Annotated in this window: 1 protein-coding gene; it reads right to left on the minus strand. The window is 46.2% G+C overall.

Annotated features, from left to right (window positions below; all coding sequences use genetic code 11):
* Window positions 1–24: 24 nt before the first annotated feature.
* Window positions 25–19,104 carry a bacitracin non-ribosomal peptide synthetase BacC gene (gene bacC / locus M1D67_RS13295; protein ID WP_479831333.1) on the minus strand — a complete coding sequence of 6,360 codons (19,080 nt, stop codon included), beginning with the start codon at window positions 19,102–19,104 and terminating at the stop codon, window positions 25–27.
* Between the last annotated feature and the right edge of the window lie 22 nt (window positions 19,105–19,126).

Here is a 19,126-nt window from a genome sequence, read left to right on the forward strand (position 1 = left end):
ACCCTGAAAAGGATGCCGTTTTGTTCATATTTTGACAGTCTTATTGATGATATCATGGATCAATCTTGCATTTCTTTCAAGAATGTCGGGATGGGACTTGGAGATCATTTGCATATGGGTTCCGGCTCCTTGAACGACTGTAAAGGTTTTGGACGCCGCTTTTTCCCACATCATCATATTTTCATCCCGCTGATTGTCGCTTGACTTGATATAGCTGATATGTCCGTCAATTGCGCCGGTTGTAACTGTGTTTTGTATATATACATAAGACTTCATCACCAAGTCCACTAAATAGTCGCTCAATAATTTCTCTGCATCGCGGTATTTCTCAAGTTCAAATGTTTTGGATATCTCTTCTCTGTATTCCTCCTCTGTGAACTGATGTTTCTCGGCTTTTGTCCGATATTTTGAATCGATGATGATCAAATCTTCGACTTCATATCCTTGCCGGTTCAATTCTTTCGCCACATCAAATGCCAGGATTCCGCCGGATGAATAGCCGATTAATGTGTACGGCCCTTCACCTTGAATGTTTTTAATGATATCCGCGTATTTTCGAACCCTGTTTGCGGATGGAATGAAGTTGAAGCTGTACACCGAATGCTGCTTTAGAAACTTGGCCAAGCCCATGTAGGCAATGCCCATCGACGCGGCCGGCGGAAAGCAGAACAGGTTTTTGCCGCCTTCTTCCGCCCTGGTCAGCTGCATGCAATCATCTGTGTAGTCTTTCAGCAGGTCTTGTGCATGCTTCAGAAAATCAGACAGCTCTTTAATGGTCGGCTTGGAGAAAATGTCCTTAAACGGAACTCTGAAGCCAAGCTCTGCATATAGCCTAGAGACAAATGACATGATGTTTAAAGAATTCGCTCCGATATCGAATATGTTGGCGTTGATGCCAATCAGTTCGATATTCAGGATGTCTTCCCAAATGGCGGCCATTTTTTCTTCCAACTCATGTCTTGGAGGCTCATATTCCAGTAAAGCGCCCGCGCTTCGATCTGGCTCTGGAAGGGCCTTCAAGTCGACTTTTCCGTTTGGTGTCAGCGGCAGCTCATCAAGCTTCAGCAAATAGGACGGCACCATATATTCCGGAAGCTCCTTCACCAAAAACGCTTTGATGTCTTCCTGTGTGATGTCTCTTTCGGAAACGACGTATGCGCAAAGAACTTGATCGTTGCTTTGATCTGTTTTGGCGGCAACCGCCGCTTCTTTTATATCGCTGTGCCTTAACAATTGATGCTCGATTTCGCCAAGTTCGATGCGGTAGCCCCGAATCTTGACTTGGTGATCGATCCGGCCCAGATACTCAATATGTCCATCCGGCCTCATCCTTGCAAGATCTCCTGTTCGATACATTCTTTCACCCGGTAAAAACGGATTTGGCAGGAATTTTTCAGACGTCAGTTCCGGTTTGTTCAAATAGCCTTTTGCGACTCCGTCTCCGCTGATATACAGCTCTCCGGCAATTCCGACCGGCTGTACTTCCTGACGCTCATCCAGAATATAGAGCTGGACATTGGAGGCCGGCTTGCCGATCGGGACAGAAACTTGCCGGTCCCGTCCGGCATCATATTGATAGATCATGCAGCCGACAACCGTTTCGGTCGGACCGTATTCATTGTAGATTTCAATGTTGTGATGAAATCTCTCCGTGATTTCTTTGGCCAGTTCCGTTTTTAAATCTTCTCCGCCGACGATCAGGCGTTTGATGCTTGATCCGCTGGCACCCATGTCTTTGACAAGGCTTAAATGAGACGGGGTTAATTTGACAATCCCGGCTTTTTGGTCTCTGAACACTTTTCGAATCAGCGGTTCCCCGTCCCTGCTATGATGATACACAATCACCCGGTTGCCTGAGATTAATGGCGTAAATATCGATGTCACCGTTAAATCAAAGGCAATGGATGAGTAGAGGGCAAAATCAAGCTGTTCGCCTTGGACATATACACGGGCAGCCCAGGTAATATAGTTAACCAGCCCTCTTTGCCTGATCATGACCCCTTTTGGTTTTCCTGTGGATCCTGACGTGTAGATGATATATGCAAGGCTGTCGGTGTTACCCGCCAGTTCCAGATTGTCAGCCGGATAACTGCTGAAATCTCCGGTTAATTCGACGGCTTCCTGATGAAGTGTGCCCAAGTCCTGCTTGTGATCCACAAGGATGATGGCCGCTCCGCTGTCTTCAAGCATATACTTGATCCTTTCTTCCGGATAATCGGGATCAATCGGCAAATAGGCTCCTCCGGCTTTCAAAATGCCCATGATTCCGACCACCATTTCCGGTGAGCGTTCTGCCATGATGGCGACAATCGTATCCTCTTTGACTCCTTTGTCCCTGAGGTATCTGGCAAGCTGATTTGATTTTTCATTGAGCTCACGGTACGTCAGTTTGTCATTTCCTGAGACAACCGCAGCAAGCTCAGGGGTTTTTTCGGCTTGTTCCTCAAACAGCCGGTGAATCGTCTGATTCGGATATTCCGCTTTCGTGTCATTCCATTCGTACAACAGCCTGTTTCTTTCAGCTTCCGAAAGGACTGTGATGTCGTTTAATGACTGATCTTCATTTTGGACGACCTGTTCCATCACTTGTTGAAGGTGTCCTTTGATACCGGCGATGATGTGGTCATGATAGATATTTCCGTCATAAGTCAATTTGATGACCAAACGTTCGCCCGGGACGGCCACAATATTAAATCCGTAATTTGTTTGTTCTTCGGCGTGAATTTCTTCAAAGATAAAACCAGCACCGCGTTTGCCGCTTGTCTCAAATGCACTCTGATCAACTGCGTAATTTTCGAAAATCAGGATATGATCCAGCAGCTCTCTTTTTAATTCACTGAGCGACTGTACTTCCGACAGATTCATGTCATGATATGTCCTGCCTTCCAAAGCCTGTTCCTGAACGCTTTTGATGAGTTCCTTAAAGCTTTGGCTTTTTTCCAGTCTAATTCTCGTCGGTACAGTGTTGATGAATAATCCGACCATTTTTTCGATTCCGGCTACTTGTGCATCCCTGCCGGAAATGACTGTACCGAATACGACATCATCCGTTTGATTGTACCTTGCCAAAAGCATTCCCCAAATGCATTGTAAAACAGTATGGAGGGTGACATTGTTACGGCTGGCAAGCTCTGTGATCCGGCCGGTTAATTGTTGCGGGAATTCTATGACGGCCTCTTTTCTCTTATATTTCGCATGTCCGGAAGAACTCGCCAAAACCGAAATCGGCGATTTTTCGGTAAAGCCTGATAAATAGTTTTTCCAGTACGCTTTTGGAGCTTCTTTATCCTGTTGCTCTAGCCACCCGATATAATCGCTGTACGGTCTTGCCTCTTCAAGCTGGTGTTTTTGCCCGCCTTCTTTCATATGATACATTTGGAACAGCTCTCCCATAATGATTCCCCGGGACCAGCCGTCAAGCAGAATATGGTGGTTTGTCCATATGAACGTATAACTGTCATCCTCGGTTCTCATTAGCGCGGCTCTGATCAATGGTTCGCTGTTTAAGCAAAAACCTTTCTCCCGATCTGCTTTGCGATACGTTTGAATCACTTGCTCCCGTTCCGCCGGACTCTGCTTTCGCAAGTCATGATAGTCAAGATTGATCTTTCTGTCCTTGATGATCACATTTCTTGGTTCATCCGTTATTTCATACTCGATCGAGGCCCTTAGAATCTCGTGTCTTTCCATGATGTCATTGAACGTTTCTGCAAACAGACGCTCATCGATCAATCCTTTCATATCGATGGCCATTTGTTCAAAGTACGCCTGTGATTCCTTGTCTTCGAGTGCGTGGAACAGCATGCCCCTTTGCATGTTGGCAAGCGGATAGATTTTTTCGATTTCCATCCCTTTATATTTCAGTTTGATTTCCTCAAGCTGATCTAAGCTGATGCCTTTGTCTCCGTAATCGGACGGCGTTTTTTCCGTCTCTTCTCGTTCCGCGCAGTGGCGAATGACCGCTTTCAAGGCTTCTTTATATTTTTGAGCAAAAGTTCTGACGACGTCTTCACTGTATGCTCTTGTGTTATAGATCGTTTGAATGGCCAGTTGTCCCCTGAAGACCACCGCATTGATTTCGAGTGGATGTTCTCTAGTGATGCCCTTTCCGGCTGCTTCTCCCGGCGACAGGTGTGATGAAGAAAATTCTCCGCTGTTGATGTCTTCATCAAGCTGTCCCAGGTAATTGAACAAGATTGGTGATGTTGCGCCTTTTGCGATCTCACTGTCCCGGGTGAGATACTTTAAAATTCCGTAGCCGATGCCTTTGTTCGGCACGTTTCGCAAGTGCTCTTTCACCATTTTAATCGTTCTGGACATGTCTGTTTCTTGTCCCAAATCGATGAATACCGGGTATTTCGAGGTAAACCAGCCGACCGTTCTGCTGATATCGATGCCATCTGCCACCTGTTCTCTTCCATGCCCCTCCAGCGTGATTCTTAATTTATTTTGCCCGGTCATATCTCTTGCCGCCACCAGAAGCGCAGCGATCAGAAGATCGTTGATTTCGGTACGGTAAGCTTGGTTTGTTTCTCTTAAAAGCCGCGCTGTCTCCTCTTTTTCGAGTTCCGTGCTGAATGTTTTGCTGTCCTCAACTTTGAAGACACCTGCATCTTCATTCATTTCCAGGAATTTGACGTCTTCACAAACGGCCTTCAGCCAATACTGTTTTTCACCAAGCAGTTTTTCAGTTTTTGAATATTCCGTGATGTGATGTGCATATTCCTGGTAGGAAGCTGTTTTGGGATAGAACTCGACTTTTTCCCCATTTGATAACTGACTGTACCCCAGCGCCAAATCTTCAAATAATATTCTCCAGGAGATACCGTCGACCACAAGGTGATGGATGATGATCAGCAGGTGATCCCCATTATTCGTTTTGAAGAGCGCCAGTTTAACCAGAGGGCCGGTTTTAATATCGATGCTTTGCTGAAGCTCCGTTGCCAATTGGTACACTTTCTGTGGCTGGTCGTTTTCGCTCGAGACATCATAGACAAATAGGTCAAACAGCTTTTTGCCCGGTCCCCGGTTGTACTGAATGATCTTTCCGCCTTCTTCTCTAAACACCGTCCGGAGTGCATCGTGATGTTGGATGATTTCTCTGAATACACGTTTGACGATACTCTCGTCGAATCCGTTTTTCCTATAAAGTATAACCGCATGGTTGTAATGGTTCCTGTCCGTTTTGTTCAACGAGAAATACTCTTGTTGAATCGGAGTCAAGAGAACCTCGCCCTCTACCGTTTCATATGATGCTGATTTGTCGGTTTCGGCCTTGACATATCGGCTCAAAGACTTGATTTGCGGATTTGCAAACAGATCTTTCATTTCTAGCGACAGGCCTTCTCTTGATAATCTTGAGATCATTTGCAGCGCTTTGATGGAATCGCCGCCTGCTGCAAAAAAGTGATGAGTGATCCCGATCTTGTCAATGCCAAGCACATCTTCCCATATTTGAACAAGCTTTTCTTCCGTCTCGTTCCGCGGCGGTTCGTATTCCGTCTCTTTTCCCGGCTGCGGTTCAGGCAATGCGGTTGTATCGATCTTTCCGTTGGCTGAAAGCGGCATCTTCTCAATTTGGACAAATGAAGACGGAATCATATATTCTGGAAGCTCGCGCATCAGATACGTCCTGATGTCCTCGAACGGTAATTCGGCGTTTGCTGTGAAATAGGCGCACAGCTGTTTTGCACCTTTATGGTCTTCCCTTGCAGCAATAAAGGCTTCCTTGATATCATCATGAGCCAACAGCCTGTTTTTGATTTCTTCCGGTTCTATTCTGTAGCCCCTTACCTTTACTTGGCTGTCCATCCGTCCTGCAAGTTCGATATTTCCATCGCTCAGCCTTCTGGCAAGGTCCCCGGTCCTGTACATTTTTGTATGCGGTGCAAACGGATCTTCGACGAATTTTTCTTTCGTGATATCCGGTTTGTTTACATAGCCGCCTGTCACTCCGGCGCCTGCGATGCAGAGCTCTCCGTACACACCTTCCGGAAGCAGTTTCATATTTTCATCAAGCACATATGCATTCGTATTATGGATCGGAGTGCCGATAACCGGATATTCTTTGAAAGAATTGAGGTGTTCCGGGTCGATTACTTTAAAGACTGAGCCGATTGTCGTTTCCGTCGGGCCATAATGATTCATGACTACATGATCGGGATATTGGTTGTAAAATGTCTCAACATCCCTTGTATTGATCATCTCCCCGCCCAAGACGACCAGCCTGAGAGAAGCGCAAGGTTTTTCGGCGGAAAAGCCCGGATCATTGACAAAAATGTTAAACAGAGACGGCGTCAGTTTGATATAGGTGATGCCGTTTTCTTTGATATACTTTAAAGCCCGGTGCGCATTTGTATAGCATTCTTTTCGTGCGATATGCAGTTCGCTTCCGCTTAACAGCGCCGAAAAGATGCTCGTATAGCCCAAATCGAACGCATATGAAGACACAAGCATGGCTTTGTCGTTTTCTGTAAGACCCGCTTCCTTCATAAACCATGCTGTATAATTCACCACATTCCCGTGTCTGATAAATACGCCTTTCGGCTTTCCGGTGGAGCCTGATGTGTATATAATATATGCATTCTGATCGGCTGCACCCGATGTAGACAGGTTTGACGCGGCCTTCGCATCAATCAAACCGTCGGCAACATTGACGATTTCTCCAGCGAACGCGACGTTTTCTTTGACAGAGCCTTTGACAAGCAATATTGCAGCTCTGCTGTCACTTAAAATCTCATTCGTCCGTTTGGCCAATTGCTCCGACTCGATCGGCACGTAAGCCGCTCCGGCTTTCAGTACCGCCAGCATGGAAATGATCATCTCAAGCGATGGTTCAATCATGATCGCTACAGGCGCACCGGCGCTTGCTCCTTTGTCTCTCAAAAGCCTTGCCAATTGATTTGCTTTTTCGTTCAGTTCCCTGTACGTCAGCTTTTCATCCGCAAAGACCACCGCTGTTTGCTCCGGCGATTTGCCAGCCTGATGCTCAAACAGCTGATGAACCGTTTGATCTTTAGGGTAATCTGTTTGTTGTCCTTGATTCTGATCCCGAAGCACTCGCATTTCTTCATCTGACAGCATGTTCACGTCGCTCAACGGCATTTGCGGATCGTTTGCCGCTTCCTTTAAAATATTGATCAAATGGCCCGCCATTCTTTCAATCGTGGACCGCTTAAACAATTTTGTACTGTAGTTGAAAACACATTGAATGCCTTCATTTGTCTCAGCGGCTGTCAGCGTCAAATCAAATTTTGAGATGTTCACCTCGGTTTGGAGTGGCTGGAATATCAAGCCATCGATGTCCGCTTCATCGCCGTCGAAGTTTTGCAGAACAAGCATGGTATCAAACAGCGGGTGTCTGCTCATATCCCGTTTGACATCAAGTTTTTCAACCAGTTCATCAAATGGATAGTCTTGATTTTCATAAGCTTTCAGCGCCGTTTCTTTAACCTCTTTTAAATAATCGGCAAATGGCATGTCTCCTTTTGGATGGTTCCTCATCGCCAGCGTGTTGATAAACACTCCGATGACATGTTTCAAATCGCTGTGATGCCTTCCCGCGATCGGTGAGCCGACAACGATATCCTCCTGGCCTGTATACTTCGCCAAGAGCGTTGTGTATCCCGCCAAAAGCAACATATACATCGTCGCGCCGTTCTCTTTCGCCAGTTTGTTCAGCATGGCGGACGTTTCGCCGTCTATTTCAAACTGAACGATATCTCCTTCAATCGAACGCTTTTGCGGACGTTTTTCATCCGCCGGCAAATTCAGCACCGGCACTTCACCTTGAAAAACGTTGAGCCAGTAGTCTTCCTGGCGTTTAATCTCATCTTTTTGATAAAAAAGTTTTTGCCATTCTGAAAAGTCTTTGTACTGAATCGTTAACGGCTGCAATGTTTTCCCCTCATACAACTCGGCCAGTTCTCTTGTGAAAATGGCCATGGATACCCCGTCTGAAATGATATGGTGCATGTCGAACATCAGTACATGTTCATCGCCACTCGCTTTTAATACTTCCACTCTTAAAAGCGGCGCTTTTTCCAAAGCAAACGGCTTGATGAACGCTTTGATTTTTTCTTCCAGCCGGTCCTGTCCGAGTCGTCCGTACTTCACTTTAAAATCGACTTCTTTTTCGATTTTTTGTACAGGTTCGCCGTCAACCATCACAAAGGCCGTCCTCAAGGCTTCATGTCTTTCTATCAATTGCCGAAAAGCATCCTCGAACCGGTCGACATCAAAATCTCCTGCAATTTTCATGGCGAAAGGCATGTTGTAAGAGAGGCCGCCTGGTTCGATTTGATTAAGGATATACAGCCTTCTTTGTGCGGATGACAATGCGTAATACTCTTTCTCTTCCGCTTGTGTGATGGACGCATAAGGGCTTTCTTTCATGGATTCGATAAAATCACCGATGTCTTTGATTGTTGGTGTTTCGAATATTTGTCTTAAAGGGACTTCAATCTTCATTTCTTTATGCAATTTTGCAGTCAATGCCGCAGCTTTTAAGGAATGGCCGCCAAGTTCAAAGAAATTGTGGCTGATTCCGATGTTTTCGATCCCTAAAACGTCCTCCCAGATTGAGACAAGCTTTTCCTCTGTGCGGTTCCTCGGTGCTTCGTACGTCGCTTCACTGATTGTGCCGCTAGGTTCAGGGAGCGCTTTTCTGTCGATTTTGCCGTTTGCCGTAAGCGGCAATTGATCGAGCTTGACAAAGTATGACGGCACCATGTAATCCGGCAGTTCCTTTAACAAGCATTTTCTGACGTCTGCAACGCCGGCCGTTTTGTCCGCGACGATATATGCGCATAGGTATTTTCCGCCGGCTTGATCTTCCCGCGCCATAACTGCCGCCGCGTCAATGCCTTCTATTTTCAGCAATTGGTTTTCGATTTCGCTCAGTTCGATTCTGAATCCGCGGATTTTGACTTGGTGGTCGATTCTTCCTAAATATTCGATTTGGCCATCAGGTAAAAATCTTGCGAGATCCCCCGTCCTGTACATGTTTTCTCCTGGAACAAACGGGTTTGGAACAAATTTTCCAAGCGTGAGGTCAGGTCTGTTTAAGTATCCGCGGGCAAGGCCTTCCCCGCTCAGACAAAGTTCACCGGGTGTGCCCAACGGCAGCAGTTGCTGGTTGTGATTTAAAATATAAGCCTTGTGATTGCTGATCGGCCGGCCGATGACGACTTTTTCGTCATCTTTTTGCAGCTCGCCCCGCGTTGAGCAAACGCTGTTTTCCGTCGGTCCGTATTCATTAAACAATTTGACGTTCGGCAGCTTTTCAAAATGCTGCCGGATCAGACTTTCATTGAAGCCTTCCCCTGCGACCGTGATAAATCTTAAATCCTCTAAAGGCTGCTCAATCGTGTCGAGCAGGCTTAGATAAAAGCTCGGAACGGCCAGCAAGTTTGTCGCTTTATGCGTTCGCAACGCACCGATGATCTCACGCGGATTCATCCGCAAATCTCTAATTAAAACCAGCTTCGCCCCAGATATAAGCGTCGTGAAAATATCTTCAACAGAACTGTCAAATGAAAAGGACGGCACTTGAAGTGTGGCATCGGCTGTACTGTAGCCATACGATTGTTTCCTCCAATAAAGCGTATTAACAATTGATTGATGGTTGACCATGACACCCTTCGGCTTTCCGGTCGAACCTGAGGTATAGATGACATAAGCCATGTCAGAAGAACCGCTCGTGTGCTCTAAGTTCTCTGTGGCTTTGTCTTTTGTCAGCCCTTTTTCGTTCATATCGATACAGGTGAGATCAACGTCAATCTGTTTGTCCGCCTTTTTCAGCAGGATGCTGATGCCGCTGTCTTCGATCATGTATCTGATCCGGTCTTCCGGATATTCGGGATCGATCGGCAAGTATGCGCCTCCGGCCTTCAGCACCGCCAGCATTCCGACAATCATCTCCACAGAACGCTCCGCCATAACGCCGACGATCATGTCAGGTTTTACGCCTTTTTCCCTTAACAGTCCCGCCAGCTGATTTGACCTTTCATTCAGTGCTTTGTACGAGAGCTTCTCCTTTTCAAATACGACCGCAGTATGCCCAGGCGTCCGTTCCGCCTGTTCTTCAAATAATTGATGGATCGTTTTATTCCTTGGATAATCTGCGTTTGTCCGGTTGAACTCATATAGAAGCGTCTTTCTTTCTTCCTCCGCCAGCATGTCAATCTCTGCGATTTTCCGGTTCTCATTTGCCGTCACTTGCTCAGCGACCCTTTTGATATGACCTTCGATATTGTTGATGATATCCCTGTCATAGACATTGCCGTCATATGTCAAAACAAGGGTGAGCTCTTCGCCAGGAGTCACCGACATGCTAAAGCTGTAATTGCTTTGTTCCGCAGCGCTGATCTCATTCACCTTAAAGCCTGTCTTCATTTGACTCTCTTCAAAGTCCTGTTCATCAGTTTCATAGTTCTCAAATACGAGAATATGATCGATCAGATCTTTCTTTAAGCTGCTCAAAGCCTGGACTTCAGCGAGATTCATATAGTTGTAGCGGTTGCTTTGAATCGCATCTTCCTGAACCTTTTGCAAACATTCGTTAAAACGCGCCTGCTCATTGAATCTGATTCTTGTCGGGATGGTGTTGATAAACAGACCGATCATGTCTTCGATTCCGTCTACGTTTGCTTCCCTGCCCGATACGACCGTTCCAAACACGACATCATCGATCTTATTATATTTCGTAAGCATCAAGCCCCAAATCGTTTGAATCACCGTATGAAGCGTAACGCTGTTTTTAGCAGCGAGCGCCTTCAATTGTTTTGTCAGCTGTTTTGACAAATGGATGACCTTCTCCCGGCGGTCATACAGGCTGCTTTTTTTGCGTTTTGTTAATGTAGGCAGCTGTGCCTGTTCCTCATACCCTTTTAAATATTCGCGCCAATATTGACGGCCCTCTTCCTGATCCTGTCTTTCAAGCCACTTAATATAATCGCTGTACGGCTTCGTCTCCTTTAATGGACTGGCTTTGCCGTTCATCCGGTTTTCGTAGATGACAAACAGCTCACGCATGATGATGCCAAGGCACCAGCCATCGAGTAAAATATGGTGATGGCTCCAGACAAGCCGGTACGAGCGCTCCGCCGTTTTCAGCAAGTAAACCCTCATTAACACATCTCTGCTTAAATCAAAGCCTTTTTTTCGATCTTCATTGATCAATCTCTCAATGAACATTTCCTGTTGCTGTGCGGAGCTTTTCGCGATATTGAAATAGGTGAAATCGATGCTGCGGTTTTCGATGATGATCTGCCTCGGTTCTTCAACAATTTCATATTCATAAGAGGCCCTTAAGATTTCATGCCGTTTCATGATGTCATTAAAGCTTGCCTCAAGAATCGCCGGATCGACATATCCTTCAATATCCATGACCGTCTGCTGAAAATATGCATCTGAGGTATGATCCTCGATGGCATGGAACAGCATACCTTTTTGCATGTTGGCAAGCGGATAGATTTTTTCAATGACGCCTCTGTATCTTCCTTTGATTTCTTCAAGTTCGTCTAAACTGATATTTGTATCTCCATAGTCGGACGGCGTTCTTTCGCTTTCCGTCTGTTGCGTGCAGTGCTTAATGATTTGTTCCAGGCGTTCTTTTAATTGATGATTCAGCCGGCTGATCGTATCTTTTTCGTATTCCATTTGATTAAAGGTTGTATGAATCACCAGCTCATGATGAATCACGATGGCGTTGATTTCGATAGAATGACTTCTCGCGATTTTTCCGCCGATGCTTTCCCCTTCGGAGAAGCTTGAGCCGGAAAATTCGCCGCGATTCATGTCGGCATCGATCTCGCCTAAATAGTTAAATGAAATCCGGGCCTTTTCTTCGTTGATAAAATCCGGGTCTTCAGCCATATACTTTAAGAGCCCGTAGCCGATTCCTTTATTCGGTATTTTTCTCAACGTTTCTTTGACCATTTTGATATGTTGGGAGAGGGCTTTTTCTTCTCCTGCATCAAGAAGCACCGGATACATCGTCGTAAACCAGCCGATTGTTCTCGTGATGTCAACGCCTTCTAAAATATCTTCCCTGCCGTGGCCTTCCATCATGACCTTCAGTTTGTTTTCCCCTGTGATGTCCTTTGCTCCGGTTAGTAATGCCGTTAACAAAATATCGTTGATTTCGGTGTTGTAGGCTCTGTTCGTGTTTCGCAAAAGGTCCGCTGTTGCCTCTTTGCCGAGCTTGATGCTCAACGTCGTGCTGTTTTCGTATACATCTTCCTTTAATATGTTCTTTGGCGGAATAAACCGGACACGTGCCTTGGCAACGTTCCGCCAATACTTGGCTTCCTTCAATAAGGTTCGGCTGCGGGCGTATGCTTTTAACCTGCGGGCGAATTCTTGATAGGAATCCGTTTTGTAGCCGATCTCGAGCGTTTGCCCCTTTAATGCCTGACTGTACAATGTTTCGAAGTCCTCAAACAGTATTCTCCACGATACACCGTCGACGACAAGGTGATGGATTACAATGAGCAGGTGGTCGCCCTCATCAGCCCGGAAGATGCCGAGATGAACAAGTTTTCCTTTTCTGATCGATGTTTGTTTTTGAATGCTTGTCGCCAGCTCATACACCTTTTCCGCTTGACGATCAAGCCCTCTTACATCATAAACATCCAGGTCGAACAGGTCTTTCTGAAAGCTTCTGTTGTACTGAATGAAGTCCCCGCCTTTTTCCTCATAGATCATCCTTAACGCGTCGTGCTGCTCCATTATTTTATTGAAAGTCTTTTTAACACAGCTTTCGTCAAATCCGCCCTTTCTGAAGAGCACAAATGACTGGTTAAAGTGATCCAGCTCTTCTTTGTTATTAGTAAAATACCATTTTTGGATCGGAGTGAGTTCTGCATGTCCCGTGACGATTGTATTGGCATTTTGCCTCTGTGATTGTTTTTTAACATACTTGGAAAGATCCTTGATTCTCGGATTGGCGAACAGATCCTTCATTTCAAGCTTCAGGCCAAGCCTGGACAGCCTTGAGACAATTTGCAACGCCTTGATCGAATCTCCTCCTGCTGCAAAGAAGTGATGGCTGATACCGATGTCTCCGGCACCGAGAACATCCCTCCAGATGTCAACGAGCTTAGCTTCTGTGTCATCCCGCGGTGCTTCGTATTCCGCTCCTGTTGCGACATGTCTGTCAGGTGCAGGGAGGGCTTTTCGATCGACTTTATCGTTTGCGGTGAGCGGCAGCTTATCCAGTCTGACAAAATAAGCCGGAATCATATAGTGAGGGAGCTCTTTTTCGAGCCATTCACTGAGCTCGGTTGATGTCCAGTCTTCTTTGGAGACGATATAAGCGCACAAATAATCGCTGTTGTCATCGTCCTTCCTGGCTATAACCGCCGCTTCGTCGATTTTGTCAAGCTTGAGCAATTGATTCTCGATTTCTCCCAGTTCAATCCGGTATCCGCGTATTTTCACCTGATGGTCTATTCTTCCTAAAAACTCGAGATGTCCACCGGGCAGCCATCTGGCCAGATCACCCGTCCGGTACAATCTTTCCCCTGATACAAACGGATGTGAAATAAACTTTTCGGCTGTCAGTTCCGGCCGGTTTAAATACCCGCGTGCAAGACTGATTCCGCCGACGCAAAGCTCTCCAACAACGCCTGTCGGCACAGGCTTCTGGTTTTGATCCAATACATATACGTTTGTATTGTCAATCGGACTGCCGATATGAGGACGACCGGATCCTCCGTAAACCCCCGCCGTTGCACAGACCGTCGTTTCCGTCGGTCCGTAGGCATTGATAAACAGCCGATTTCCGAACCACCTTTTTGCGAGTTCTTCAGTGCAGGCAGAGCCCGCGGAAACGATCACTTTGAGGTTTTCCAATCTGAATTCAGCCAACACATTCAGAACGGTCGGCGGCAAAGTCGCATGAGTGATGTCATACTGTCTTAGAAAGCTTGTTAACGGCTGCCCCGGCATCATTTCCTCCTGCCGTCCCAACACTAAAGCCGCCCCGGCTGCCAGCGCCGGAAAGATTTCAAATGCTGACGCATCAAATGATAGTGAAGCAAATTGAATCACTCTGCTGTCCGTGTTTAAATGCATCAATTTGACAACTGCTGAAACAAGATTGCTCAGCCCTTTTTGTTCGATTAAGACGCCCTTCGGTTTTCCTGTGGACCCTGAAGTATAGATGATGTAAGCCAAATCCCCACTATGGCTGACAGTCTCCAATTGAGCCGCATCCAGTGCGGCAATTTGTTTGTCGTGAATATCAATGTTGATCATGCCAGCCTCTTTGATAAAGGACCGTTTTTTGATGAGCGCCTCTTCCGACAGAAGAAACTTTGTTTGGCTGTCGCCTAGGATGTATTTGATCCTGTCTTCAGGATATGCCGGATCAAGCGGCAGGTACGCGCCTCCGGCCTTCAAAATTCCCAGAAGGCCGATGATCATCTCGGGAGAGCGGTCCACCATGATGCCGACGGCTGTGTCCGGTTTAACCCCTTTGTCTCTTAAAAACCGGGCCAGCTGATTTGACCTCTCATGCAATTGTCGATATGTCAGCTTTTGATCTTCAAACACGACCGCGGTTTGGTCAGGCGATGTCTCCGCCCGCTCCGCAAACAGCCGGCAAATGGTTTTGTCTGTTGGAGCATCAGTTTTCGTATCATTAAACCGGTATAACAATGTGTTTTTTTCGTCTTCTGACATGGCCTCTATTTGATCAAGCCGCTTGTCCGGCCGATTGGAAATATCCTCTAAAGCACGGACGAAATGCGCCGCCATCCTTTCGACCGTTTCTCTTTTAAACAGCTTTGTACAGTATTCCAAATCAAATTCGATCTTCGAGTCTTTTTCGATTGCCGATAAAGTGAGGTCAAATTTTGAAATATGGATGTCGCTTTCAAACGGTTCAAATGTGAGCCCTTCTATTTCAGCATCCGCTTTTTCCAAGTTTTGCAGGACAAACATCGTATCAAACAGCGGATTTCTGCTCATGTCGCGTTCAAGGTCAAGCTGTTCGACAAGATCGTCAAATTGATAATCTTGGTTTTCATACGCCTTCAGCGCCGTCTCTTTTACATCTTGCAAAAATTCAGCGAATGTCTTGTCGCCCTTCGGATGATTTCTCATCGCCAGCGTATTGACAAACATTCCGATTACATGTTTCAGCTCGTGATGTTTTCTTCCTTGAATCGGCGTTCCGATAATCAAATCTTCCTGTCCGCTATATGTTCTAAGCAAAACCGTATACGCCGCCAGAAGAAGCATATACATGGTCGCTCCGTTGTTTTTGGCGATCCGCTTGAGCTTCTTCGTCAATTCGCCGTCGATTGCAAAACCGATTCTATCGCCTTCAACACTGTGCATTTGCGGCCTCGGGTAATCCGTCGGCATGTTGAGGACTGGAATCTCGCCTTTGAAAATATTGAGCCAGTACTCTTTTTGCCTTTTCATCTCATCTTTTTGATAAAAAGCCCTTTGCCATTCTGAATAGTCTTTATATTGGAGGCTGAGCGGCTCCAGTTCTTTTCCGCCGTACAAATCGCAAATTTCTTTTGTCAAAACCCCCATCGATGCGCCGTCTGAAATGATATGGTGCATATCAAACAGAATGATATGTTCCTCGTCGTCAACCTTGACCACCTCTGTTCTAAAAAGCGGGGCCTTTTTTAAATCAAACGGTCTGACAAATTGTTTGATGATCTCTTGAATGGATAGAGACTCTATTTCGCTGGATTTGATGCTGAAATCTACTTCTTTTTCAATCTTTTGAACTGGCTCTCCATCCGCCATCAAGAAGGACGTTCTAAGCGCTTCATGTCTTTGAATGACAATTTGCAATGCGTTCTCAAACCGGCGTATATCGAAGGAGCCCTTGACTTTCATGGTAAAAGGGATGTTGTAGGACAATCCGCTCCCTTCGATTTGACCTAGAATGTACAGTCTTTTTTGCGCGGATGAAAGACGATAGTATTCTTTTTCTTCCACTTTTTTAATAGATGAATCAACACTATCTTTTGTCGATCTGATATATTCTCCCAATCCTTTGATTGTCGGCGTTTTAAAGATTTGCCCAAGAGGGATTTCCGCTTTGAGCTCCTTTCGGATTCTTGCCGCCATCGCGGCCGCTTTGAGAGAATGTCCCCCCAGCTCGAAGAAATGATCGTTGATACCGGCCTTTTCCACCTTTAAAATATCACGCCAAATTGCTGCCAGCTTTTCTTCCGTTTCATTTCGCGGCGCCTCATACTCACTTTCCGCTCCCATCGTTCTGTCCGGCTCAGGCAGGGCTTTTCTGTCCACTTTCCCGTTTTTGGTGAGCGGCAGCTTGTCCATGTTCACGAAATAGGCGGGAATCATATAATCCGGAAGCTTTTCACCTAAAAACCCTTTCAGCTCATCAAGGGAAATCTCACGCTTTGCCGTGATATAGGCGCAAATGTACGGGCGGTTCTCTCCGTCTTCTCTGACGGTAACGATCGTCTCGTTGATGTCTTCATGCATCTCCAGCCGGCTTTCGATTTCGCCGAGTTCGATCCTGAAGCCGCGGATTTTCACCTGATGGTCGATTCGGCCGATGAATTCGATGTTGCCATCAGGCAGCCATTTCGCTAAATCGCCCGTCTTGTACAGCCTTTCTCCCGGCATAAACGGATGCGGGATGAATTTTTCCGCCGTCAGTTCCTCGCGGTTTAAATATCCTTTGCTTAAACCATCGCCTGCGATGCACAGCTCTCCGGGAACCCCGATCGGCACGAGCTTGTCGGCTTCATCCATGATCAAGACCGACGTATTCGCCAGCGGGCTGCCGATCGGGATTGTATCGGCTTTTTCATCTATTTCATTGATGAAATAATATGTCGCATATACCGTGCTTTCCGTCGGGCCGTAAACATGAATCAATTTATCCCGGCCGGCATGATCCAACACTTTTCTCACATGCGGTATCGACGCTCTTTCCCCGCCGAAAAGGATTTTCCGCAGCTTGGCAAGGCAGCCGATATTGATGTCGGCGAGCGTATTGAACAGCGCTGTCGTAATGAACATCACGCTGACTCGTTCTTTCTCAATCACTTCGGCCAGCTCATGTGTATTCAAGACTGTCTCTTTTTCGATCAGGACGAGTGAGGCTCCGTTTAAGAGAGCGCCGAAGATGTCGAACACCGATCCGTCAAACGAATAGTTGGACAGCTGGAGAATGGCGTCATCTTCAGTGATGTCGATATAATTGGTGTTTTTAACGACTCTTGCCGCACTGTAATGCGGGGTGACGACGCCTTTTGGCATTCCCGTAGATCCTGATGTGTAGATGATATAGGCGGTATCGCCGGAATCATTGACAGAACTGAGCGGTTCTTTACTGAATCCGTCTGAAGCCCCTTTGTCCAGATGAACGATGTCAGCCTCACAATCGATTCCGTCTGCCGCTTTTCCTTGTGTAAGCAGTACCGCGGCTTTTGTGTCTTCGAGCATGAAGGCCATTCTGTCTTTAGGCGTTTCAGGGTCGATTGGCAGGTATGCGCCGCCCGCTTTTAAAATCCCGATGATGCCGATGATCATTTCAAAGGAGCGGTCCGCGATGATCGCCGCAACCGAGCCTCTGCCGATACCCTTTTCCCTGAGGAGTCTCGCGGTTTGGTTTGCTTTCTTATTCAGCTCTTTATAGGTCATGCGCTGAGCACCGAACACAAGAGCCGTCTGGTCAGGCGTCTTCATGGCCTGTTCCTCAAAGAGCTCATGAAGCGGCTTGTCTTTCGGATAATCCGTTTTTGTATCGTTGAATGTGTGTAAAATCCTCTGTTTTTCTTCTTTTGACACAAGGTTGATGTCTTGTAATGTTTGTGCCTCATCTTCCGCCACTTGTTCTGCGACGGTGATGATATGCTTTTCTAATGTTTCGATGATGGTGTCGTCATATACATTTTCATCATAGATGAAGAGCAGCTTTAATTGATCGTCAAGAGCCGCGGAAATGCTGAAATGATAATTGGTCTGTTCTTCCCCGCTGACATTCACCATTTCAAAACCTACATCATTTTTTTCTTCAAACGCTTTTTGGTCAACGGCATAGTTTTCAAAGACCATGACATGGTCGATCAAATCATTTTTCAACTCGCTTAGCGCTTGAACCTCCGCTAAATTCATGTAATTGTAGCGGCTGCTTTCTAAAGCGTCGGCTTGGGTTTGGCGCAGAACATCTTTAAAAAGCTTGTCTTTGCCCAGCCTGATTCTGGTCGGGATGGTGTTGATGAAGACGCCGACCATTGTTTCTATACCTTCCACTTCGGCATCTCTGCCGGAAACAACGGTTCCGAACACCACATCCTCGCTGTTGTTGTATTTCGCCAAAATCACGCCCCAAATGCTTTGCAGCACGGTATTGATCGTTACATGATTCTGGTTGGCCAATTTGATCAGGCGATTTGTCAATTCTTTGGAACATACAATTGTTTTTTCTCTTCTTTTAAAACCCGTCTCAGAAGGTGTGCGGAGCTTTGGAAGTGAATTTTTTTGATCATAGCCGCTCAAATAGCTCTCCCAATAGCTCTGAGCTTCTTTTTTATCCTGATCCTCCAGCCATTTGATATAATCGCTGTACGGCCTCGGGTCTTCCAATTGATGATGTTGGCCTTTCCGCTTCATTTCATATATCGTCAACAGCTCATCCAGGATGATGCCAAGGCACCATCCGTCAAGCAAAATGTGATGATACGTCCAGACAAATTGATACGAATCGTCAGACGTTCTGATGAGACAAGCTCTCATCAACGTATCTTTGGCTAAGTCAAAACCCTTTTGTCTATCTTCTGCCAAATATCTCTCCAAAACGCCGTCTTGATCATGCCGGCCTCGTATATCAAGATAGTCAAACTTCATGTGCCGATCTTTGATAATGACGTGCAGCGGCTCATCCAATCTGTGATGAAATGATGCTCTTAGGATCTCATGCCTTTTCATGACTTCATTTAGGCTTTCTTCAAACATCCGCTCATCCACATCACCTTTTAATTCAATGATGAACTGCTCAAAATATGCGTGTGACGCTTCGTCTTTCATGGCATGAAACAGCATTCCTTTTTGCATGTTTGATAACGGATATATTTTCTCAACTTTTGTTTTCATATCGTCATCTCATCTCCTAGAA

The organism is Bacillus sp. PK6-025, assembly GCF_056530265.1.

Bases quoted from the DNA above. Each gene is read 5' to 3' on its own strand.
- bacC (WP_479831333.1), bottom strand. From the start codon at position 19,104: ATGAAAACAAAAGTTGAGAAAATATATCCGTTATCAAACATGCAAAAA.